The organism is Actinocrinis sp., from assembly GCF_035650855.1.
Classification (GTDB): domain Bacteria; phylum Actinomycetota; class Actinomycetes; order Streptomycetales; family Catenulisporaceae; genus Actinocrinis.
The window spans coordinates 1-20,589 of record NZ_DASRGV010000133.1; the positions used below are offsets into that span (position 1 = coordinate 1).

Here is a 20,589-nt window from a genome sequence, read left to right on the forward strand (position 1 = left end):
GGCGTGATCTCGTTCGGCGAGCTCGACCCGGCCCGCACCGGCCCCCGCATCGTGCGCGCCGCCGCCGAGGTCGCCAAGGCGCTGCGCTGACCCGCCGAGCTGACTCTGACTGCCTTCGCTTCCGTTCTCGCCGTCGTGACTGAGTTGATCGGTCCGGCGGTTCTGCGCGGCGACGGCGCAGGCCGGGGTCGAGCCCGGCAGCCGATAACGGTTCGCCGAGATCACGTGATACGCCCCGGCGACAAGCCAGGAGATCGGCGGCACCAGCATCAGCGCGCCGATCGGCCGCCACGGCCAACGCGAGCGCAGCAGCACCCGCGCGACCGCGGCCGCTCCGGAGTGGACCGGCGCGTCAGCGGCCGCCGGAAGCCATTGCACAGCCTTGCTCACCTGCTGCTCGGTGAGCCCGTGCGCGGCGAGGTCGAGCATCTGCCACGGCACGAAGCGCACGTCAGGTCGGCACCAGGATTCGAGAATGTGCACCGAGGCGGTGCAGAAGCCGCAGTCGCCGTCGAAGACCAGCGTCGGGCGCACCGTCACGGACTGTCGTGCGGCGCTGATTCCGTCTGTATTCATCTCGGCTGCGCTCATATCTTGAGCGTAGGCCGGTCCGAGCAGTCTGCGCCCGACCGCCGCCCAGAACCGGTCGGGCAGGAAGATCGCGTCACCGACCAGCATGATCGCGGAGAAGAACGGCAAGGCGAGCAGCACCGCGATGGACACGTGCATGACGACGAGCACGGCCAGGGCCGGGTATTTGAGGCGCGGGCTGAAGACGATGAACGGGAAGCCGGCCTGGACGAATACGGTGACGTACCCGGCGATCGCGATGGCGATCGCGTGCCCGGCGAGCCAGGCCGACAGTCCGGGCCAGGGGTGGAACCAGTTAAGTCGTAGGACGTAGCCGAGCGCTGAGCCGTTCTGCCACATCGAGCCCTGGACCTTGAGGAAGCCCGCGGTTCCGTAGATGACGCAGATCTGCGCGGCGATCACGAGCACGGCGCCGTTGTGCGTGACGATCGCCATCCGCCGCCGCGCCTCGGCCAGCTCGGCGCGCCAGTCCGGTGCGTATTCGGCCGCGGGATCGAGCGCCGAATCAGGGGTCTGTGCCGCCAAGTCATCTGCGAGCAGCGCCGCCCTCGCCTCGGCTTGCGCTCGCAATCCCCGCCTGCGCGCATCGAGCGACCAGTGCGTACCGCAGGCCGTGAAGACGAGATAGACCGACATCAGCGTCAGTACGTTGTCGCCGCCGTCGGTGAGCATCGGCGCACGGTTCTCCAGTGCCACGACAACGAATGCGAACAAGACGGAGACGATTCGCGTGCGCCAGCCGAGCACGAAGGCCGCGCCGACCGCGATCGCGGCGATATAGAAGAGGTCGAATTCGGTGCCGGTGAGTCCGGCCACCGCGGTGAACCACGCGCGCAGCAGTCCCGACCAGCCGGATCCCGTGGCGTACGCGCGATCGAGCGCCGGGCTCCAGGTGGCGCCCGGACCCCACATGGCATCGCGCTCGCCCCACTCGCGCAGCAGGAACAGCACCCACAGCGTGCCGTAGCCGATGCGCAGCACCGCGAGGCCGCGCGCGGCGATCAGGCGCGTCGTCACCGTCTCGTATCGCTCGCCGCACCACCACAGGGCGCGGCTGAGCAGGCCCGGGTTCATCCGGTACCTACTTGAGTGACGTTCGAATCGTTCGAACCGTTCGATCCATTGGACCTGTTCGATCCGTCCGACCCGCTGGCCCCGTCCCCGCCTGCGCCCGAGCGCGCGTCAGGGTTCTGCGTCACGGACCACCAGTCGAGCGTGCGCGTCTGCGGTGCGATCTGCGCGGGCGTGCGGCCGGGCCCGGGGATCAACGTCGTGATCGCGCGGATCTGTACCGAGCCGATCGTTCCACTGCCGACGTGTCCGCCGAGCCGTTCGAGCGCGACGGCCATCAGGTACTTCTGCATGACGTCGGCGTTCGCGCCGGTCGGGTTGCCGTTGGCGTCGTGCGTGTCAAGCCACTGGAACCAGGCATTGCGCAGCTGGTTCTCGGTGATGTGGCCGGGCACCGGATTGCCGAGCACCGCCGCCTCGTCCTGCGCCGAGAGGTTCACCCAGCCGGTCAGCCGGCCGTCCGGGTCCAGGCTGGCGCGCGCGTCGATCTCGACGTTCTCCGAGATCGGGTTCGGCGCGAACAGCTGCCAGTTCTGGGTGAACAGCGGCTGCATCCACCGGTTCACCGAGCGCGCGTAGCGCTGCGAGACCGGGTTGGCCGGGGCGTTGTAGAGGAAAGTCGCCGCCAGGTGCAGGGCCACGACCAGGACCACGGCGAGCGTGGTGCCGCCGACCAAGGCGCGCGACCAGGAGCGGGTCAGCGGCGTCGGGTTTTGCGCAGGCTCGCGCCCGATCGCGGTGCCGGAACCGGGTGTCGAGGCGCTCATAGCCGTCCGAGCGTACCTGCGGATGTGCGGCGCCGGGACTGCTTCGCGCGGGTGCCTTTCCGCTAATCTCCCCTAGTACAAGTTGCGGTGACGTGGCGACTTAGGGGATTGCGGGGCGCAGTCATGACTACGGGACCAGAGGCCGGTTACTACGCCGATCCGTCGATACCGGGGTATATCCGCTACTGGGACGGCACCCAGTGGGTGCCGGGCACGAGCCGACCGGCCCCGGAGCTGCAGCAGCAGGAAGACCAAGCCGCGCTTCAGCAGTCCGTGGCCGCGCAGTTGACGCAGGCGCTTCCGGCTCAGGTCCCGCCGCAGACTCAGGCTCAGACTCAGGTTCCGGCGAACCCGGCTCCGGTACAAACGCCGACGCATACGCCGATCCCGACCCCGATGCCACAGACCGGTTATCCGCGGCAGCAGGACGAGACCGGCACCGAGAACCAGGCCGTCAGCTCCGTCGCGACGATGGTCGTTCCCTCCGCTTTCGCCAACCGGGGCGCATACGGATCCGGTTGGTCCAGCGGCGGCGGCTCGCCGTTCGACGCGATTCCGGGCCTGTACCGCGCGAACGAGCAGGAGGAGTCCAGAGAGTCGGAGGTGCGCGTCGTCGAGTTGGCATCGGCCGGCTCGCGCATCCTGGCGCGCATCATCGATCTCTGTATCGCAGTCGTGCTCTCGCTTCCGGCGACGGTCACGCTGATGCTTATCGCGCACCGGCACGACCACGCGTACGTCAACGGGCTGCGGCTCCACGCCAAGACGACGTACCGCACGCTCGGCATGGACGCGATGGGCATCACGCTGTGGGCCGCAACGATCGCGGTCGTGGTACTGACCGCGATCATCATTGAGGCGTACCGGCTCCCGCGCACAGGGCAGACGACCGGGCGCCGGATGGTCGGTGTTCAGGTCGTGACTGCAGGTACGGCTGAAGAGGTGTCCGGTGGCGCGGCCTCGACTCGCGCGTTCCTGTTCTGGCTGCTGGCGCTGATCCCGGTCGTGGACGTGCTGGCGCTCGGTGGCGTGCTGTGGGGCCGTCCCTACCGGCAGGGCCTTCACGAGAAGTTGAGCAGAACGCTGACCATACGCGCCTGATCAGCAGCGGCAATGGAACCAAGCGCGAAGGCCGCCAGCCGCCGGCGAGTCAAGGAACCAGATCGCGGCCGGCGTAGAGTACCGGCGAGCTCGAGTTAGCGCACTTACCGGACGCCGGCTCCGTCCCACGGTTCCGGCATCACCTTGGGCAGCAGGTCGAGGTCCCGCAGCGAGTCCACCACCGGCGCGACCCGCGGCACCGCGAAGCCGTCCAGCAGGGCTCTGATCTGCCGCGCGGTGTCATCGTCGAGCTCGCATATGTCATCGACGATCTCGACTCGATCCGTCCGGGCGAGTTGGGCACCGATCTGCGCTCCGCCGCCACCGCGCAGTGCGGTGGCCGTGGCGAGCAGCACGTTGAGAATCCCGGGCAGCTCGGCGTCCCAGGGGTCGGTGACTGCCTGCCACAGGCCACAGGACCAGGAGAAGGAGCAGCGCTCAGCCACCGCCGCGCGGATCGCCTCGACCAAGATCGGGGCGTCGGGCGCGTCCACGCCGCAGACCGCGAACCGGACCGACCGGCCGCGCGCGGTGATCATGCTCAGGGCGTCTCGCCAACCGGGCTCCAAGGCCAGCCCGACGGTGACCGGAACCGTCCGGGGAAGTTGGGTCAAATGGGCTAGGCTCCGGTGCACCGACTCGCCGCAGTGCCGATCCCGCTCATGTGGGATGTCGATCCCCGCCGCCGGCCATGAAGCCGCCGCGCTGCGATAGCCGGCCAACGCTCGCGCCGCCGCCCCGTGGATCATCACCGGCAGGTCCGGCGCCTCGTCCGCCGGAGCCGCCGCGGCATCGGGCCAGGCCTCGGCCTGTACTACCCGCCGCCCGACCGCCGCAGAGACCGGCTCTGCGGCCCGCGCCGCTCCTCCGGCGCGCCCGGCCCCGCCTCCCGCGCCCGGCCTGCGGATCATCGAGAAGTCGTCCAGCAACGCATTGAGAAGAAGCATCGGTACTGCCTGTGACATGCCGGTCACGGTAGCGCCGCGTCCGGCCCCCGACAATGCGGACGATGTTAATTCGGGGCGTCGATTCACCACTAAACCGAACAAGGTGCACGGCCTCACCGTGGGCACCGACTGTCCACATCGTGAAATTCCGTGCGCTCACTTCACGGCAGGCGCAAGCTGGAGACAATTAATAGGGAGGGACCATGAATATTAATCGGCCTGGGCGCTCCGGGGCCCTCGGGGGCCGCGCGGCGGGACACGCGGGCGGCATCACGGCCGAGAACCTCACCAAGGTCTTCCACGTCTCGGCCCGCAGGCCCGGCCGCTTCTCGGCGGTCAGATCCCTGATCAGCCTGCAACGGGTGGCCAGAACGGCGGTCGACGGCGTCAGCTTCCAGATTCAGCCGGGCGAGCTCGTCGCGTTCCTCGGGCCGAACGGGGCGGGCAAGTCCACCACTATCAAGATGCTGACAGGAATCCTCACGCCGAGCAGCGGCCGGGTAGAGGTCAACGGCCTAGTCCCGCACCGCGAGCGCATCGCCAATGCGCGGCGGGTCGGCGCGGTCTTCGGCCAGCGTTCGCAGCTGTGGTGGGACCTGCCGGCCCGCGACTCGCTCAGCGTGCTGGCGGACATCCACGGCGTCGGACCGGAACTCTTCCGCGAACGGGTTGCGGCGTTCGACCGTATCCTGGAGCTCTCAGCGTTCTGGGACACCCGCGCCCGGCAGCTCTCGCTCGGCCAGCGGGTGCGCTGCGACCTGGCGGCGGCGCTGATCCACGACCCGGCGGTGCTGTACCTGGACGAGCCGACGATCGGCATGGACGTGGTGGTCAAGGAACAGGTCCGGGAGTTCCTGCGGGACCAGGTGGAAAACCGCGGCCGCACGGTGGTGCTCACGACGCACGACATGACCGAGGTGGAGCGGCTGGCCGAGCGGGTGATCCTGATCAACCACGGCCGGATCGTGTACGACGGCGACCTGAACACGCTGCGCAGGAACCATTCGGACACTGATGGGCCCGACGGAAACGCGGACCTGGAAGACGTGATGCGCCGCGCGTTCGGCAGGCAGGCGGCGAGTGAGCTTCTCGGTGAGGGCGGCGAAGCTGCGTCCGGCGTCGAAGCGGCGGCCGGCGGCGAAGCAGCGTCCAGCGGCGATGTCGGGGTGAGTGCGGGCTCTGGCGTCGAAGCAGCGTCCAGCACCGACGCTGTGTCCGGCGGCGATGTCGAGGCAGGCGTCGGTCCCGGGGCCAAGACCGGCGGCAGGCCGAAGGCGGCGATCTCGTGAGCGAGATAGCACTCAATCCGGCGTCCGGCCCCGGCCCGTTCCAGCTTCCGTCGCAGCTGCCGTCACAACCCCCGTCACAACTGCCATCGCAAGCGCCGTCGCAGCCGCCGTCACAACCCTCACCACAGTTCCCCCCGCTGCGAAGGTCCGCCGACACGCGGCAGTCGCGGCGGGCCTGGCGGGCCGCGCGCGTCACCGTGCTCAGCGAGTTCTACGAGTGGGGACGCGTCGCCTCCACCCTCGGCATGCTGGTGATCCGCGCCGCGCTCACCTACTGGCTCTGGCAAGCCCTCTACGCCACCACCAAGTCAGCCGCCGGCCTCGACTCGCGCCAGGCCACCACCTACGCCCTGCTCGGCGTCTTCTACGTGGCGTTCCGGGCGGTCAATCGGTGGGCCGCGCGGGACAACATGGTCCAGCACATGCTGGAGGGCACGATCGCCTACTGGTTTCTGCGCCCGGTGAGCCCGCGCAGGTTCTACTGCATCAAGGCCTGCGGCGACCTCGGCTACGGCGCGTCCTGGGGCGCTATCGCCTACATCGTCTGTCTCACGAGCGGCGTCATCGCGCCGCCGGTCAGCGTGCGAGCGGGCCTGGCCGCACTCGCGTGCATGACGCTCGGCCTGGTCACGCTCTACTACCTCAGGCTGCTGATCGACCTGGCCTGCTTCTGGACCGTGGTGAACAACCAGCTGGTGATCATGTACGAGATCGTACAGAACGTGCTGGCCGGAGCCCTCGTCCCGCTGTGGTTCTTTCCGGCCTGGTTCGCCTCCTTCGATCGGCTGCTGCCGTTCCAGGGCACGCTCAACGTGCCGTTGTCGCTGTACATCGGCCGCACGCCGGTGAACCAGTTCGCCGGCGCGCTGGAGGTTCAGGCACTGTGGATCGCGATCCTCGCGGTGCTCTCCACGCTGGTCTGGCGGCGCGCGTCCGCCCGAGTCACGGTGCTTGGAGGCTGAGGTGACCACGACGATGGACGCGGGTCGCGCGCACGAGATCCGCACCGGCCTCGACCGCAAGCCGGGCCTGCGCGAACAGGCCGCGCTGTATTACCGAATCAGCCGGCTCAACCTCAAGGCGCAGACGGCGTACCACGGTGAGTTCGTTCTCGGCCTCCTGTTCGGCCTGGTGTGGCAGGGCTCGATGGTGCTGTTCGCCGGCGTGCTGCTGCTGCGGTTCCCCGGCCTCGGCGGCTGGAAGCAGGGCGACGTGCTGCTGATCGCCTCGATGCGGTTGGTCTCGCACAGCTTGTACGTGGCCTGCTTCAGCAACATCGCGATGCTGTCCATGACCGTGCAGGAGGGCCGGATGGACGGCTTCCTGCTGCGGCCGATGCCGGTGTATCGCCAGGTGCTGCTCTCCCGCTTTCAGGTCAACTCCTTCGGCGACCTGCTCGCGGGCGCGGGCATCTTCGTTCTCGCGCTGTTCCGGCTCGACCTCGGCTGGACGCCGCTGAAGGCCGTGTACGTGGTCTGCGGCATCCTCGGCGGCACGCTGGTCGAGGCCGGGGTGCAGACCTTGCTGGCGATCGGGGCGCTGCGCTTCACCGGCCTGTTCACCTGGACCAGCTGGGTGGACCAGACGATCTCCACCTTCGGCAACTATCCGCTCAACGTGCTGCCGAGCCCGGCGAAGGACGCGCTGACCTTCGTCTTCCCGGTCGCGTTCATCGCGTACCTGCCGGCGGCCATCGTCACCGGCCACACCGCGACCACCGGCCTGCCGCTGTGGCTGACCGCGGCGGCCCCGCTGCTCGGCCTCGGGTTCTTCCTCCTGGCCAAGACGATCTGGTACCGATCGCTGCGGCTGTACCAGTCGGTGGGCGGCTAAGGCCTAAGGCGCGTTTTGGGCTATCGCCGGGTCCGCACGGCCGGCTAGGCGGTGAAGTCGATCTCCTTCGTCTTCACCGTCCCGGCCGTCCGGCCCGGCGCGTTCTGGTATGACCAGTAAAGGTTTGTGTGCGCTATGACCTGATCCGGCGCCGGGGCGCCCCACTTGGTCAGGTCTTCCGTGGTGTGCGCATCGCTGACCAGGACCGTGTCGTAGCCGCGGGTGAACGCGCCGTGCAGCGTCGAACGTATGCAGGCGTCGGTCTGCGCGCCGGCCACGAACAGCCGCCCGACGCCGAGGACGGAGAGCACCGATTCCAGCGTGGTGTCCTCGAACGAGTCGCCGTACGTCTTCTCCACCAGTGGCTCGGATTCCTCCGGAACCAGCTCGGGCACTATTCGCCAGCCCTCGCTGCCCCGCACGATGCCGTCTTCGCCCTTGTCGTGGTGCTGCACCCAGACCACCGGCACCTGCTCGCGCCGCGCCTTCTCGACCAGGCTGCTCACATTGGCGACGACCGCGTCACGCTCATGCGCCTGCGCTACGACGCAGTTCTGCACGTCAACGACGAGGAGTGCGGTGTTCGGCCGGTTCTCGAGAGTGGTCATGGTGGTCCCCTGTTCGTGTCTTGTTACCAAGCTAGACGAGGCCACTGACAGGGGCGACTGACGATCGCTGCGGCTCAGCCTTCCCAGGCGCAGAACTCGATCAGCGTGCCCTCCGGAGCGCGCACGTGGGCCACTCGCATGCCCCACGCCGGCTGGTCCACCGGTGCCGCCGCGGACTGCGCGCCGCGCCCGATCGCCTCGGCGTAGGCGGCGTCCACGTCCGGCACCCGGAAGGCGAGGACCGCGTGGTCCGCCGAGCCGCGCTCGCCTGCGCCGTCGCCCCCGACCGCCTTGGCCATCAGCGCGCGGTCGAACAGCGCCACGTCTGTGCCGCCCTGCTTGTCCTTGAAGGCGCCGTACGGACCGGCCTCAGCCTGCGCCGGGTCCTCGCCGGTCTCCTGCGGCGAGAGTCCGAGCACGTCGCGGTAAAAGCGGTAGCTGGTGGGGAAGTCGTCCACGAGAATTCGGATCTGGCTCAACATGGGCCTCATTCTTGCCCAGGAGCGATCATCTACGGAGGGAACGCGTGGACCTCGATCTCTTTCCTCCCTCCTTGCCGGTGGTCGCCACGGTGAACCGGTACGACGACGGTCCGGCCTGGCTCGAGAAGCTGCCGGGAGTCGTCGAGGAACTACGCGAGCGCTGGTCGCTGCGGCTCGGCGCGCCGTTCCACGGCGGTAGCTGCTCGTGGGTCGCGCCGGCTTGGACGCCTGAGGGCGAGCCCGCGGTGCTCAAGGTGACCTGGCCGCACCGCGAGGCGATAGGCGAGGCGGAGGGCCTGCGGCTGTGGTCCGGCCGCGGAGCGGTGCTTCTGCTCCAGGAGGATCGCGAACATCTCGCCGTGCTCATCGAGCGGTGCGAGCCCGGAGCGACTCTCGCGGAATCGGATCAGCTCACCCCGGACCGACGGCTGCTGATCGGCGCGCAGTTGTTGTACGAGCTGTGGTCGGCGACCCTGCCAGAGCAGACCGGCCTGGAAGCGCTCGGCGAGGTGACTGCCGAGTGGGCCGACCTGGTCGAGGCGCGGATGGCGCGATTCAAGCCGGACTTCGATCCCGGCCTCGTCGCGCTCGGTGCGCGACTGCTGCACGAGCTTCCCCGCAGCGCCGAACGCCGGGTCATCGTGCACGGAGACTTCAACCCGGGCAACATCCTCGCGGCGCAGCGCAAGCCCTGGCTCGTGATCGACGCCAAGCCGATGATCGGCGACCCGGCCTACGACGTGTGGCCCCTGATATCGCAGATCGACGACCCGTTCGCGCACGATGACGCCCAGCGCGTCCTCGCCGAGCGCATGTCGCTGGTCGCGGGCATGGTCGGCGAGGACGTGCGGCGCTTGGCGGCGTGGGCCCTGGCCCGGGAGGTCGAGTTGGCGTTGTGGTCGCTCGCGCATCCGGACGCGCCGCCGCCCGCGGGCTCGATCGAGAAGGCCCGCGCGTTCGCGAAACTCGCCGAGCTGTAAAGCAAGATCCACGAAGAACCCGACGAGCCGCGGCGTCTGAGCGTCAGGGCACCGCGACAACCCCGGCGTCCTCGAAGTCCGTCAGCGCCTTGGCCAGCGTCAGCGGCGAAACGGCCGCGGTCTTGTCCAGCAGCACGCGCACCGCGAGTCCGTTGGCTGCGGCGTCGAGGGCCGTGGCACGAACGCAGTGATCCGTGGCGATGCCGACGACATCGACCTCTGTCACGTCGTGCTCGCCCAACCAGGCGGCAAGGGACTTGCCGTCGGTCGTCGAGCCCTGAAAGCCCGAGTAGGCCGCCTCGTGCGCGCCCTTGCGGAATTCAGCGTCGAATGAGAGGTCCGCCACCGCCGGGTGGAAATCAGCGCCCTCGGTCCCGACGACGCAGTGCACCGGCCAGCTGTTGACGTAGTCCGGGCCGTCCGGCGGTGTACCGAAGTGTGCGCCCGGATCCACGTGGTAGTCACGGGTAGCCACGGTGAACTGCGCCCCTCCGGAACCAGCCGCGACGTACCGCGCAATCAGCTCGGCTGCGGCGGCGCCCCCGTCCACCGGCAGCGAGCCGCCCTCGCAGAAGTCGTTCTGCACGTCCACCACGATCAGTGCCCTGTTCATCAGCGCGCTCGTCCCTCTTCTACTTCGGCTCTGCGTTCAGGCATTGCGGAATTCAAGCGTTCAGGCATTCAAGCGTTCTCGTAGACGGTAGGGATCACCGCGTCGCCGCGCGAGAGCTGCGTTGCGGAGATCGGCAGCTCGGCAAGCGAACGGCGGTGCAGCTCGCGGCCTTCCTCCAACGTCGCCCGGTCCACCAGCTCGCCGTCCACCATCAGGGTCTTGACCAGGTTCCGGCCGCGGTCGGCCAGGTCCGCCGGCGGTTCGCCGATCCCGACGACCTCCGCGGTGGCCACGCCGTCGCCGTCGATGCGGCGGTAGGCGTACTTGCGGCCGCCCTGGCTGGGCTTGTCCGGCGAGCGCTTCGCCACCGGCACCAGCACACCGTCCGGCTGACCCGATCCCGACTGACCCGACTCGGCTCGGGCGACCAGCTTGTAGACCATCGACGCGGTCGGCGCCCCACTGCCGGTGACCAGCTGCGTGCCCACGCCGTAGGAGTCCACCGGGGCGACCGCGAGCGCGGCGATGGCGTACTCGTCGAGGTCGCTGGTGACCACGATCTTCGTGTTGCGCGCGCCGAGTTCGTCGAGCTGCTTGCGTACCCGGTGCGCCATCCACAGCAGGTCGCCGGAGTCCAGCCGCACCGCGCCGAGGTCGGGACCGGCCACCTCCACCGCGACGCGCACGGCCTCGGCCACGTCGAACGTGTCGACCAGCAGCGTGGTGCCCTTGCCGAGCGTGGCCACCTGCGTCTGGAACGCCTCGCGCTCGGTGTCGTGCACGAGCGTGAACGCGTGCGCGCTGGTGCCGACCGTCGGCACGCCGTAGCGGAAACCCGCCGCCAGGTTCGAGGTGGACGCGAAGCCGGCCAGGTACGCGGCTCGAGCGCTCGCGACGGCGGCTTCCTCGTGGGTACGGCGCGAGCCCATCTCAATGCACGGGCGGCCGGCCGCCGCCGAGGTCATCCGCGAGGCCGCGGCGGCGATCGCCGAGTCGTGGTTGAGCACGGAGAGGATCAGCGTCTCCAGCAGAACCGCCTCGGCGAACGTGCCTTCCACCGTGAGGATCGGCGACTGCGGGAAGTAGGACTCGCCCTCGGCGTATCCGCGCACGGTGCCGCGGAACCGGTACCCGGCCAGCCAATCGAGCGTGGCGCGGTCGACCACGCCGGTCCGGTCGAGGAACGCCAGCTGCTCGTCGCCGAAGCGGAACGCCGCGATCGCGTCGAGCAGGCGGCCGGTTCCCGCGACCACGCCGTAGCGCCGCCCGTCGGGCAGCCGCCGCGCGAAGACCTCGAAGACCGAGCGCCGGTGCGCGGCCCCGCTGCGCAGCGCGGCCTGCAACATCGTCAGCTCGTAATGGTCCGTCAGCAGCGCGGTCGAGGCCGTGGCCGCGGGCGTGGAGTTCTCCTCGGCACCGTCCCGGCCCCCACTTATCGTCATCATGACGATAAGTGTACTCCGGTGCGCCGGCTATGTCGCGTCCACCGCACCGATCCGGGGTGTGAGGCCGCTCTCAGATGATGCGAAGATGGGATGGTGACCAGCGCACCGGTTGAAGTCGACCGGCCGGACGTCCGCGGCGAGGAGGAGGTCGCCGAGGAGACCGACCGGCCGTGGACCACCATCGTGTGGAACGACCCGATCAACCTCATGAGTTATGTCACCTACGTCTTCGAGAGCTACTTCGGTTACCCCAAGACCAAGGCGCACAAGCTCATGCTCGACGTCCATCACCGCGGAAAGGCCGTCGTCGCGCACGGCAGCCGCGAGGAGATGGAGCGGGACGTGTCCGCCATGCACTCCTACGGCCTATGGGCCACGATGCAGCGCGCGTGAGTGCCGAAGCGGAGCTCCGCGGCGGCGCTGAACCCTGCCGATCGGCGGCGCCGGCCAGTATCGTTCCCGACGGCTACCGGCCGCACCCAGGCGAAGGCTCGTGAGAGAGAAGTGCCCTTTCGAAAGGACAGGCGTGCCGTGATCGCGGCGTTCACCCGCGGACCCGACGACACCGTGCTCGTCGACCTGCGCTCCGCCGAGGCGCGGCTGCTCGCCGACCTGTTCGGCGACCTGCTCGAGCTGCTGGCCGAGGAGGACCCGCAGTCCCTGCGACCGAACCAGACCGATCCGCTGGCCGCGCAGCTCGGCCTCGACGGGCTCGGCGACGACACGCCCCCGGCCCGCCCGGACGATCCCGCGCTGGCCCGCCTCTTCCCCGACGCCTATCCGGACGACCCCGACGCCACCGCGGAGTTCCGCAGATACACCCAGGCGGACCTGACCACCGAGCGGCGGCGCCGGGCGAACGTGGCGCTGGAGACCCTCGACCGGATCAAGGGCGGCGGCCGGCTCAGCCTCATCCCGGTCGAGGCGGCCGCCTGGCTCGGCGCGCTCAACGACCTGCGGCTCGTGCTCGGCACCCGGCTCGAGATCACCAGCGACGACCAGGAGCCCGGCCAGGACTTCGGCCCGGCCGACCCCCGTACGGCGTATATCCCGGTGTACTACTACCTCGGTTACCTGCAGGAGACGCTGGTCGAGGCGCTGTCCGCCTGACGGTGCGGGGCCGCGTGCGATCGGTCGGGTGCCCTACCCTGGTTCCGTGTTGACCATCGACAAGAGCATCTACGACGCGATCGTCGAGCACGCCCGCGCCGACCACCCCGACGAGGCCTGCGGCGTGGTCGCCGGCCCGGCCGGCTCGGACCGGCCCGAGCGGTTCATCCCGATGGCCAACGCGGCACGCTCGCCCACGTTCTACGAGTTCGACTCGGCGGATCTGCTGAAGCTGTACCGCGAGATGGACGACCGCGACGAAGAGCCGGTCGTGATCTACCACTCGCACTCTTCGACCGAGGCGTACCCGTCGCGCACCGACATCTCCTACGCCTCGGAGCCGAACGCGCATTACGTGCTGGTCTCCACGCGCGACGCGGACGGCCTCGGCGAATTCCAGTTCCGCTCGTTCCGCATCGTGGACGGCGTCGTCTCGGAAGAAGAGGTCGTCGTCGGCTAGGCGGCGAGATGCCGCCCGGCTTTCCACATCACGAATCGCGCATGACGGTTCGGCAACGGTCGCGTCCTGAGCCGGTACGGGGCCGATTTACACCGATTGCCGCCCGTACCATCGACTGGGGCGTCCGCGGGCACGTGGCCACGCCTGTCAGTCAGCCAAGGGCCGGATCGCCGGTGACCACGGAGGGATGAGCGAGCGATGAGCCCGGAGACGAGCCCAGGATCGAGCGCTTTGCGGCGGCTCGCCTCGGCGCCCGTCTTCGCGCCGCGGTATCGGCGCGTCGGGTACTGGTGGGCCGGCACCCGCTTCCTGCTGATGCTCTGGGCGCTCCAGGCCATGCCGTACTTCTCGCGCGGCTCGGTCATCGGCGACGTATATATCTACAGCGGCTGGGCCAACACGATGACCCACGGATCGTTCCCGTCGAGCGATCCGCAGTGGCAGTACCCGCCGGCCGCGGCCCTGGTGATGATGTTCCCGAAGTTGATCGCGCATGTCGGCATCGGGTACGTCAACTCCTTCTTCTTCTTCGCGCTGGCCGCGGACGCCGTGGTCTTCGCGCTGCTGATCGGGCAGGCGGATCGGATCTCGGCGCAGACCGGCCGCGAACCTCACCTGTCCGGGGTGTGGGCGTGGGTGCTCGGGGGCTTCGCGCTCGGTCCGATCCTGTTCATGCGGTACGACGTCATCGTCACCGCGCTCGCCGTGGGCGGCCTGGTCGCGACGGTCAAGGCGACCGAGCGGCGCACGCCGCAGCAGGCCGAGAAGTGGACCTGGAGCGTGCGCGGCGTCCTGCTCGGGCTCGGCGCGGTAGTGAAGGTCTGGCCGGTGGTGCTGCTCGCGGGTCTGCCGGGTGGCCGGCGCGGGGTGCGGGCGGTGGTCTCGGCGGTCGTCGGCGTGGTGGTGATCTGCGGGCTGCTCGCCGCGGGGCTGTCCGGGGCGCTGTCCTTCCTCGGGCATCAGTCCAGCCGGGGCATCGAGGTCGAGGCCGTGTTCGCCTCGCCGTTCATGATCGCCTCCTGGTTCGGCTACCCGGTCAGCACCGTCCACGAGGACGGCAACTTCCAGCTCGCCGGGCCCGGCACCAGCCTGGTCGCCTCGGGCGCGATCCTGCTCACGCTACTCGGCTTCGGCATCGTGCTGTGGTGGCGGCTGCGGCGGTTCCACCCGGAGCGCTGGTCACCGGCGCTGATGTACGACGCCGGATTCACCGTGCTGCTGGTGATGGTGGTCACCAGCCGGGTGCTCAGCCCGCAGTACCTGATCTGGCTCATCGGCCTGTCCGCGCTCTGCCTGGCCGAGAGCGGGCCCGGGCATCGTCGGACCCTGATGGCCACTCCGGCGCGGATGGTGATGGCCTGCACGCTGGTCAGCCAGCTGGAGTTCCCGATCCTGTTCCTCCAGGTCATGCACCACGGCTTCCTGGGCACCGCGGTGGTGGCGGCGCGCAACCTGGTGCTGCTTGCGGCGACGGTGATCGCGCTGCGCAAGCTGTGGTCCGCGACCACGGCGAAGGAACCGGACCCGGCGGGGCCGGTCGGCTCCGCCCCCGGCGCGGTGCCCGGTGCCCGGTCCGAGGCCGAGGCCCACGCTGGAACCGGCGCGGTCGCACAACCGGTCGGCGACCTGGTCGCATTGCAGCCGGCGGGTGCCGGTCCGGCTCCGGCCGGCGCAGAACCCAGGGGCGCCTCAACGAGGTAGGGACTATCATCACGCGCGGGTCCCGACCGTGGATCCGCCGGGGTCGCGGGGACGTGTGAGGGAGCGATGAGCGAATCGGCCGCGCGGCCAGGAGGCGGGACCGCCACCTCGCCGAGTGTGCTGCCCGGACCGCTCGACGAGCGCTCCCCGCGCAGCTCAAAGCCGGTCGGACCGCGCCGGCTGCTGACCGAGCTGATCGAGTTCATCTACCGGCTGGCCGGCTCGACGCTGGCCACGCCCAAGGTCGCGGTCGGCGTCTCGCTGGCCGGACTGCTGCTGATCATGCTGGTCGGCGTCCTGTCGCCGAACTTCAACACGCTGCCGCCGAACCACACCGGCGACCCGGCCAACCTCAAGCCGCTGGTGCTGCCGCTGTCCGGGCACCTGTGGCAGCTGCCCTGGTTCGTCTCCTTCCCGCTGACCTACCTGGCGATCGTGCTGCAGTGCCTCGGCCTGGCCGGGCTGCTGTGGGCCAACAGCCGCGGCTGGCGGCCGAACCCGCGGCACCTGTTCCTCGCGGTGAGCGCGATCGTCGCGGTGATGGTGAACATCACCCCGGTCGGCTCCTCGGACGCGGCCAGCTACGCGGCGTACGGGCACGTGGCCAATCACGGCTTCGACCCTTACACCAACGGCCCAGACATCCTCGGCCAGCAGAACCCTTACACGCAGTCGGTGGGCCCGATGTGGACCCGCACCCCCTCCGTGTACGGGCCGATGGCCACCTGGGTGCAGCAGCTCGCGGCCTGGCTGGGCGGATTGAGCCCCGGCTCGACCGTGCACTACTTGATGATCTTCAACGGGGCGGTCTTCCTCGGCGTCGGCTACTTCCTGCTGAAGACGGCCGACGACCCGGTGCGCGCCTCGCTGATGTGGGTGGCCAACCCGGTGCTGATCCAGCAGCTCGTCGCGGGCGGCCACCTGGACACCTACGCGGCCGCCGCGGTGGTCGTCGGGGTGCAGATCGCCCGGCGCGGAACGCAGGGCTGGCGTTATCTGGCGGCCGGGCTCGCCGTCGGCGTGGCCTGCGCGTTCAAGATCAACGCCGGTCTTGTCGGCGCCGGTCTTGCCTGGGCGCTGGCGATGCGGCGCGACTGGTGGAACCTCGGGCGGCTGGCGGTCAGCGGCGTCGGCTCGGTGGTGTTCTTCTACTCGTTCTACGGCCTGCACGCCTTCAAGCAGCTGCTCACCGCGTCCAGCCTGGTGGCGACCCCCTCGCCGTGGCGGGCGCTGCAGCTCGCGCTGCAGGGCGGCTTCGCCGTGTTCGGGGCGGGGGACCTGGGGCAGAACATCGGTTCCGCGGCCACCTCGATCCTCTGGCCGATCCTGATGATCGTGGTCGCGGTGCTGATCTATCGCCGCTTCTCCCCGGACCAGCCGGCCATGGTGACCGTCCCGTTCGCGCTCTGCTTCGCCTGGATCGTGGTCGCGCCCTGGTCGCTGCCTTGGTACGCCGCGCTGGCCTGGGTGGTGCTCGCGCTGCTGCCGCGCAACCCGATGACCCGTTGGCTGACGCTGGTCACGGTGTTCCTCGCGCTCATGCACTCCTCCGGCGGCGGCCCGGCGCCCTGGGCGAACTCCTGACCATCCGTCTCTCGCCGCCCTCACCACGCGCTCTCGCCGCCCTGACCACACTGCGAGCACCGAGGGGCCGCTACGCCGGGAATCGATAGCATGGCTATATGCGTTCCCCGGTGTGCCCATGGCCGCCAACGCGCCAAGAGCCCATACCGTCCAGGAGCTGAATTCATGGCCGTCCAGGTCTCCATCCCGACCATCCTGCGCAGCTACACCGACGGCGCCAAGCGCGTCGAGGCCGAGGGCGGCACGCTGCGCGAGCTGATCACCGACCTCGACCAGCGGCACCCCGGCATCGGCGACCGGCTGATCGAGAACGGCGAGCTGCGCCGCTTCGTGAACGTGTACCTGAACGACGAGGACGTCCGCTTCACCGGCGGGCTGACCACCCCGCTGGCCGACGGCGACGCGGTCACCGTCCTGCCCGCGGTCGCCGGCGGCGCCCGCTAATCGCGACGATGCGCTACGACTCGCTGCTCGACTCGCTCGGGCACACGCCGCTGGTCGGGCTGCCCAGCCTCTCGCCCAACCACGAGGTGCGGATCTGGGCGAAGCTCGAGGACCGCAACCCCACCGGCTCGGTCAAGGACCGGCCCGCGCTGGCGATGATCGAGGCCGCGGAGGCGGAGGGCAGGCTCGCACCCGGAGCCACCATCCTCGAGCCCACCAGCGGCAACACCGGGATCGCGCTGGCGATGGCGGCCAAGCTCAAGGGTTACCGGCTGATCTGCGTGATGCCGGAGAACACCAGCGAGGAGCGCCGCCAACTGCTGCGCATGTGGGGCGCGGAGATCATCCCCTCCCCGGCGGCCGGCGGCTCGAACGAGGCGGTCCGCGTCGCCAAGGGCCTGGCGGCCGAGCACCCGGACTGGGTGATGCTGTATCAGTACGGCAATCAGGCCAACTCCGGCGCGCACTACGCGGGCACCGGCCCCGAGCTGCTGGAGGACCTGCCCACGATCACGCACTTCGTGGCGGGTCTGGGCACGACCGGCACGCTGATGGGCGTGGGCCGGTATCTGCGCGAGAAGGTGCCGGGCATTCAGATCGTGGCCGCCGAGCCGCGCTATGACGATCTGATCTACGGCCTGCGCAACCTGGACGAGGGCTTCGTCCCCGAGCTTTACGACGAGTCGGTCCTGACGACCCGTTACTCGGTCGGCTCGACCGACGCGCTGCGCCGCACCCGGCAGCTGCTGGAAGTCGAGGGCATCTTCGCGGGGATCTCCACCGGCTGCGCGCTGCACGCCGCGCTCGGCATCGCCCGCAAGGCCGCGCAGGCCGGCGAGCGCGCCGACATCGCGTTCATCGTCGCGGACGGCGGCTGGAAGTACCTGTCCACCGGCGCGTACGAGGGCACCCTTGACGAGGCCGGCGATCGGCTCGAAGGGCAGCTGTGGGCTTAAGCACACCCGGTCCTTCCGGCGCTTTACGCACTGCCACGTTCAAGATGGCCCCTCTGCGGTTATGGTTGCCCGGTGGCTGACGCACCGATCGGAATCTTCGACAGCGGCTACGGCGGACTGACCGTCGCACGTGCCGTTCTGGACCAGTTGCCGCACGAGCCGATCTTGTACTTCGGCGATACCGCACGGCAGCCGTACGGCACCAAGTCGATCGCGGACGTGCGCAAGTACTCGCTCGAATGCCTGGACACGCTGGTGGACCAGGGCGTGAAGATGCTGGTCATCGCGTGCAACTCGGCCAGCTCCGCGGTACTGCGCGACGCCCGCGAGCGGTACGCGGTCCCGGTGATCGAGGTGATCCACCCGGCTACCCGCCGCGCCGTGGCCGCCACCCGCAACGGCCAGGTCGGCGTGATCTGCACGCAGGCGACCAAGACCTCTGAGTCGTACGAGGACGCCTTCGCCGCCGCCCCGCACATCCGGCTCACCACGCAAGCCTGCCCGCGTTTCGTCGAGTTCGTCGAGGACGGGGTCACCGGCGGCGAGGAACTGATCAAGGTAGCGACCGAGTACCTCGACCCGGTCGCCGCCGCCGGAGTCGACACGCTCATTCTCGGCTGCACCCACTATCCGCTGCTGACCGGCGTGATCTCGTACGTGATGGGCGAGGGGGTCACGCTGATCTCCAGCGCCGAGGAGACCGCCAAGGACGTCTACCGGCGGCTGGCCAAGCTCGGCCTGATGCGCGACGAGTCGCTGCCGGCGCCGGTGCACGAGTTCCACACCACCGGCGATCCGGAGCGATTCAAGGAGATCGGCCGGCGCTTCCTCGGCCCGGAACTGAGCCGGGTCTCCGTGGCGACTACGCTCGAGTCATGACCCAGGGATCTTCCCCGGCGGCCGGGTCGCAGCCGCCTTCGAACACTGCTTCGTCGAACCCCCACTCCGGCGCCTCCGGCTCCGGCGGCCGCATCGACGGCCGCTCCCCCGACCAGCTGCGCCCGGTGACCATCACCCGTGACTGGCTCGACCACGCCGAGGGCTCGGTGCTCGTCGAGTTCGGCCGCACGCGGGTGCTGTGCGCCGCGTCGGTGACCGAGGGCGTACCGCGCTGGCGCAAGGGGTCCGGCCTCGGCTGGGTCACCGCCGAGTACGCGATGCTGCCGCGCTCGACCCACGAGCGGTCTGACCGCGAGTCGGTCAAAGGCCGCATCGGCGGGCGCACGCACGAGATCTCCCGGCTGGTCGGCCGGGCGATCCGGGCCGTGGTGGACTACAAGGCGCTCGGCGAGAACACCATCGTGCTGGACTGCGACGTGCTCCAGGCGGACGGCGGCACGCGCACGGCGGCGATCACCGGCGCGTACGTCGCGCTGGCGGACGCGATCGCCTGGCTGCGCAAGAACGGCTCGCTGCGCGGCGGCAAGGAACCGCTGACCGGCTCGGTCGCGGCGGTGTCCGTGGGCATCATCGGCGGCGTGCCGATGCTCGACCTCTGCTACGAGGAGGACGTGCGCGCGGAGACGGACATGAACGTGGTGTGCACCGGCGACGGCCGCTTCGTCGAGGTGCAGGGCACGGCCGAGGGCGCGCCGTTCGACCGCGCGGAGCTGACCGCGCTGCTGGACCTGGCCGCGGCCGGCTGCGCCGACCTGACGGCGATGCAGCGCAAGGCGCTCGGCCAGTGACCGGACCGGATCCGGTGGCCGATTCGAGCCCTGTCTCGCCGCCCGGCGCCGCGCGGCCGCGCGTGGTGCTCGCCACGCGCAACCGGCACAAGATCGACGAGCTGCACGCGATCCTCGCGGCCACCGGCGTCGAGGTGGAACTGCTCGGCGTCGGCGACTTCGCGGACCTGCCGGACGTGCGCGAAACCGGGGTCACCTTCGCCGAGAACGCGCTGCTGAAGGCCGTCGACGTGGCCGGCCGCACGGGATTGCCCGCGATCGCCGACGACTCAGGGCTCTGCGTCGACGTGCTCGGCGGCGCTCCCGGCATCTTCTCCGCGCGCTGGGCCGGCAAGCACGGAGACGACAAGGCGAACCTGGACCTGCTCCTCGCGCAACTCGCCGATGTCGCGGACTCGCACCGGCAGGCCCACTTCGCCTGCGCCGCCGCGCTGGCCCTCCCCGGTGGCGGGCAGGTGGTGCGCGAGGGCCGCATCGACGGCACGCTGCTGCACGCTCCGCGCGGCACGAACGGCTTCGGCTACGACCCGATCTTCCGCCCGGACGGCTACGACCGGACCACCGCCGAGATGCCGGCCGAGGAGAAGAACGCGATCTCGCACCGCACCCGCGCCTTCCAGGCCCTCGCGAAAGACCTGGCGACCCTGCTCTGACCTGCGCAGAGTCCGCACGCGGCGCCCGGCCTTCCAGCCGGGCGCCGCGTCGTTTCCGCGGTGTCGATCTTCCCTGCCCGTTCACCGGAAGATCGCGCACGTTCCCCCGAAGGTTACATTTTCATAACTGGTATAGACCGGTCCGCCTTCTGGTCTAGACCAGACCGAACCGGCGGGCCTACGGTGACCGCACTCCGGAAAATTCGGCGCTCCACTCCCTCCCGGTCCGGACTGACGCCACCTTCGGTGAAAGGCAACCCCCATGA

General features: G+C 69.8%; 22 protein-coding genes. 15 read left to right on the forward strand and 7 right to left on the reverse strand.

The window, feature by feature from the left end:
• Together VFB40_RS10465 and VFB40_RS10470 are read right to left on the reverse strand one after the other, a co-directional pair.
• Positions 1-1,665: DCC1-like thiol-disulfide oxidoreductase family protein (locus VFB40_RS10465; protein ID WP_324849379.1), on the reverse strand; the 1,665-nt coding region annotated here is incomplete at its 3' end.
• Positions 1,662-2,429 carry a DUF5819 family protein gene (locus VFB40_RS10470; RefSeq protein ID WP_324849381.1) on the reverse strand — a complete coding sequence of 256 codons (768 nt, stop codon included), beginning with the start codon at positions 2,427-2,429 and terminating at the stop codon, positions 1,662-1,664. The genes VFB40_RS10465 and VFB40_RS10470, both read right to left, overlap by 4 nt.
• Positions 2,430-2,552: 123 nt before the next feature.
• Here VFB40_RS10470 and VFB40_RS10475 point away from each other — a divergent pair, with 123 nt between their 5' ends.
• Entirely contained in the window at positions 2,553-3,530 is a 978-nt protein-coding gene (locus tag VFB40_RS10475; RefSeq protein ID WP_324849382.1) for an RDD family protein, read from the forward strand.
• Between the two features lie 104 nt (positions 3,531-3,634).
• Here VFB40_RS10475 and VFB40_RS10480 read toward each other — a convergent pair whose 3' ends face one another.
• Complete coding sequence (locus VFB40_RS10480) at positions 3,635-4,495, reverse strand: hypothetical protein (RefSeq protein ID WP_324849384.1); 861 nt, start codon at positions 4,493-4,495, stop codon at positions 3,635-3,637.
• Positions 4,496-4,680: 185 nt separating this feature from the next.
• Here VFB40_RS10480 and VFB40_RS10485 point away from each other — a divergent pair, with 185 nt between their 5' ends.
• From VFB40_RS10485 to VFB40_RS10495, 3 genes are all read left to right on the forward strand, one after another.
• On the forward strand, positions 4,681-5,766 hold the full coding sequence (locus tag VFB40_RS10485; protein ID WP_324849386.1) for an ABC transporter ATP-binding protein: 1,086 nt from the start codon (positions 4,681-4,683) through the stop codon (positions 5,764-5,766).
• A gap of 197 nt (positions 5,767-5,963) precedes the next feature.
• Positions 5,964-6,728 carry an ABC transporter permease gene (locus VFB40_RS10490; protein ID WP_324849388.1) on the forward strand — a complete coding sequence of 255 codons (765 nt, stop codon included), beginning with the start codon at positions 5,964-5,966 and terminating at the stop codon, positions 6,726-6,728.
• Between the two features lies 1 nt (position 6,729).
• Positions 6,730-7,599, forward strand: coding sequence for an ABC transporter permease (locus tag VFB40_RS10495; RefSeq protein WP_324849390.1), 870 nt, complete (start codon positions 6,730-6,732; stop codon positions 7,597-7,599).
• A gap of 44 nt (positions 7,600-7,643) precedes the next feature.
• Here VFB40_RS10495 and VFB40_RS10500 read toward each other — a convergent pair whose 3' ends face one another.
• The gene (locus VFB40_RS10500) at positions 7,644-8,207 is read right to left on the reverse strand and encodes a cysteine hydrolase family protein (RefSeq protein WP_324849393.1); all 564 of its coding nucleotides are present in this window, start codon (positions 8,205-8,207) and stop codon (positions 7,644-7,646) included.
• Positions 8,208-8,281: 74 nt separating this feature from the next.
• A complete protein-coding gene (locus tag VFB40_RS10505; RefSeq protein ID WP_324849395.1) occupies positions 8,282-8,689 on the reverse strand; it encodes a VOC family protein in 408 nt (135 codons plus the stop codon).
• A 44-nt stretch (positions 8,690-8,733) separates the two neighbouring features.
• On the opposite strand from VFB40_RS10505, the gene VFB40_RS10510 reads away from it, so the two are divergent.
• Positions 8,734-9,669 carry an aminoglycoside phosphotransferase family protein gene (locus tag VFB40_RS10510; RefSeq protein ID WP_324849397.1) on the forward strand — a complete coding sequence of 312 codons (936 nt, stop codon included), beginning with the start codon at positions 8,734-8,736 and terminating at the stop codon, positions 9,667-9,669.
• A 43-nt stretch (positions 9,670-9,712) separates the two neighbouring features.
• Here the strand turns inward: VFB40_RS10510 and VFB40_RS10515 are convergent, their stop codons facing one another.
• Positions 9,713-10,282, reverse strand: coding sequence for an isochorismatase family protein (locus VFB40_RS10515; protein ID WP_324849399.1), 570 nt, complete (start codon positions 10,280-10,282; stop codon positions 9,713-9,715).
• 68 nt (positions 10,283-10,350) lie between these two features.
• Complete coding sequence (locus VFB40_RS10520; protein WP_349261427.1) at positions 10,351-11,724, reverse strand: nicotinate phosphoribosyltransferase; 1,374 nt, start codon at positions 11,722-11,724, stop codon at positions 10,351-10,353.
• 93 nt (positions 11,725-11,817) lie between these two features.
• Here VFB40_RS10520 and clpS point away from each other — a divergent pair, with 93 nt between their 5' ends.
• From clpS to rdgB, 10 genes are all read left to right on the forward strand, one after another.
• Positions 11,818-12,120: an ATP-dependent Clp protease adapter ClpS gene (gene clpS, locus VFB40_RS10525; protein ID WP_349260170.1), complete on the forward strand. Its 303-nt coding sequence runs from the start codon at positions 11,818-11,820 to the stop codon at positions 12,118-12,120.
• Between the two features lie 138 nt (positions 12,121-12,258).
• Positions 12,259-12,837 (forward strand): DUF2017 domain-containing protein, encoded by a 579-nt coding sequence (locus VFB40_RS10530; protein WP_324849403.1) that lies wholly within the window; start codon positions 12,259-12,261, stop codon positions 12,835-12,837.
• 46 nt (positions 12,838-12,883) lie between these two features.
• Complete coding sequence (locus tag VFB40_RS10535; protein WP_324840815.1) at positions 12,884-13,297, forward strand: M67 family metallopeptidase; 414 nt, start codon at positions 12,884-12,886, stop codon at positions 13,295-13,297.
• Between the two features lie 198 nt (positions 13,298-13,495).
• Complete coding sequence (locus VFB40_RS10540; RefSeq protein WP_324849405.1) at positions 13,496-14,998, forward strand: glycosyltransferase 87 family protein; 1,503 nt, start codon at positions 13,496-13,498, stop codon at positions 14,996-14,998.
• Positions 14,999-15,064: 66 nt separating this feature from the next.
• Complete coding sequence (gene mptB / locus VFB40_RS10545; RefSeq protein WP_324849407.1) at positions 15,065-16,582, forward strand: polyprenol phosphomannose-dependent alpha 1,6 mannosyltransferase MptB; 1,518 nt, start codon at positions 15,065-15,067, stop codon at positions 16,580-16,582.
• 165 nt (positions 16,583-16,747) lie between these two features.
• Entirely contained in the window at positions 16,748-17,026 is a 279-nt protein-coding gene (locus VFB40_RS10550) for a MoaD/ThiS family protein (protein ID WP_324849409.1), read from the forward strand.
• 8 nt (positions 17,027-17,034) lie between these two features.
• Positions 17,035-17,982, forward strand: a complete 948-nt coding sequence (locus tag VFB40_RS10555; RefSeq protein WP_324849411.1) for a PLP-dependent cysteine synthase family protein — start codon at positions 17,035-17,037, stop codon at positions 17,980-17,982.
• Positions 17,983-18,054: 72 nt separating this feature from the next.
• Positions 18,055-18,861: a glutamate racemase gene (gene murI, locus VFB40_RS10560; RefSeq protein ID WP_324849413.1), complete on the forward strand. Its 807-nt coding sequence runs from the start codon at positions 18,055-18,057 to the stop codon at positions 18,859-18,861.
• Positions 18,858-19,670 (forward strand): ribonuclease PH, encoded by an 813-nt coding sequence (gene rph, locus VFB40_RS10565; RefSeq protein WP_324849415.1) that lies wholly within the window; start codon positions 18,858-18,860, stop codon positions 19,668-19,670. Before murI ends, rph begins: the two co-directional genes overlap by 4 nt.
• A gap of 14 nt (positions 19,671-19,684) precedes the next feature.
• On the forward strand, positions 19,685-20,323 hold the full coding sequence (gene rdgB, locus VFB40_RS10570; protein WP_349261428.1) for an RdgB/HAM1 family non-canonical purine NTP pyrophosphatase: 639 nt from the start codon (positions 19,685-19,687) through the stop codon (positions 20,321-20,323).
• The last annotated feature ends 266 nt before the right edge of the window (positions 20,324-20,589 follow it).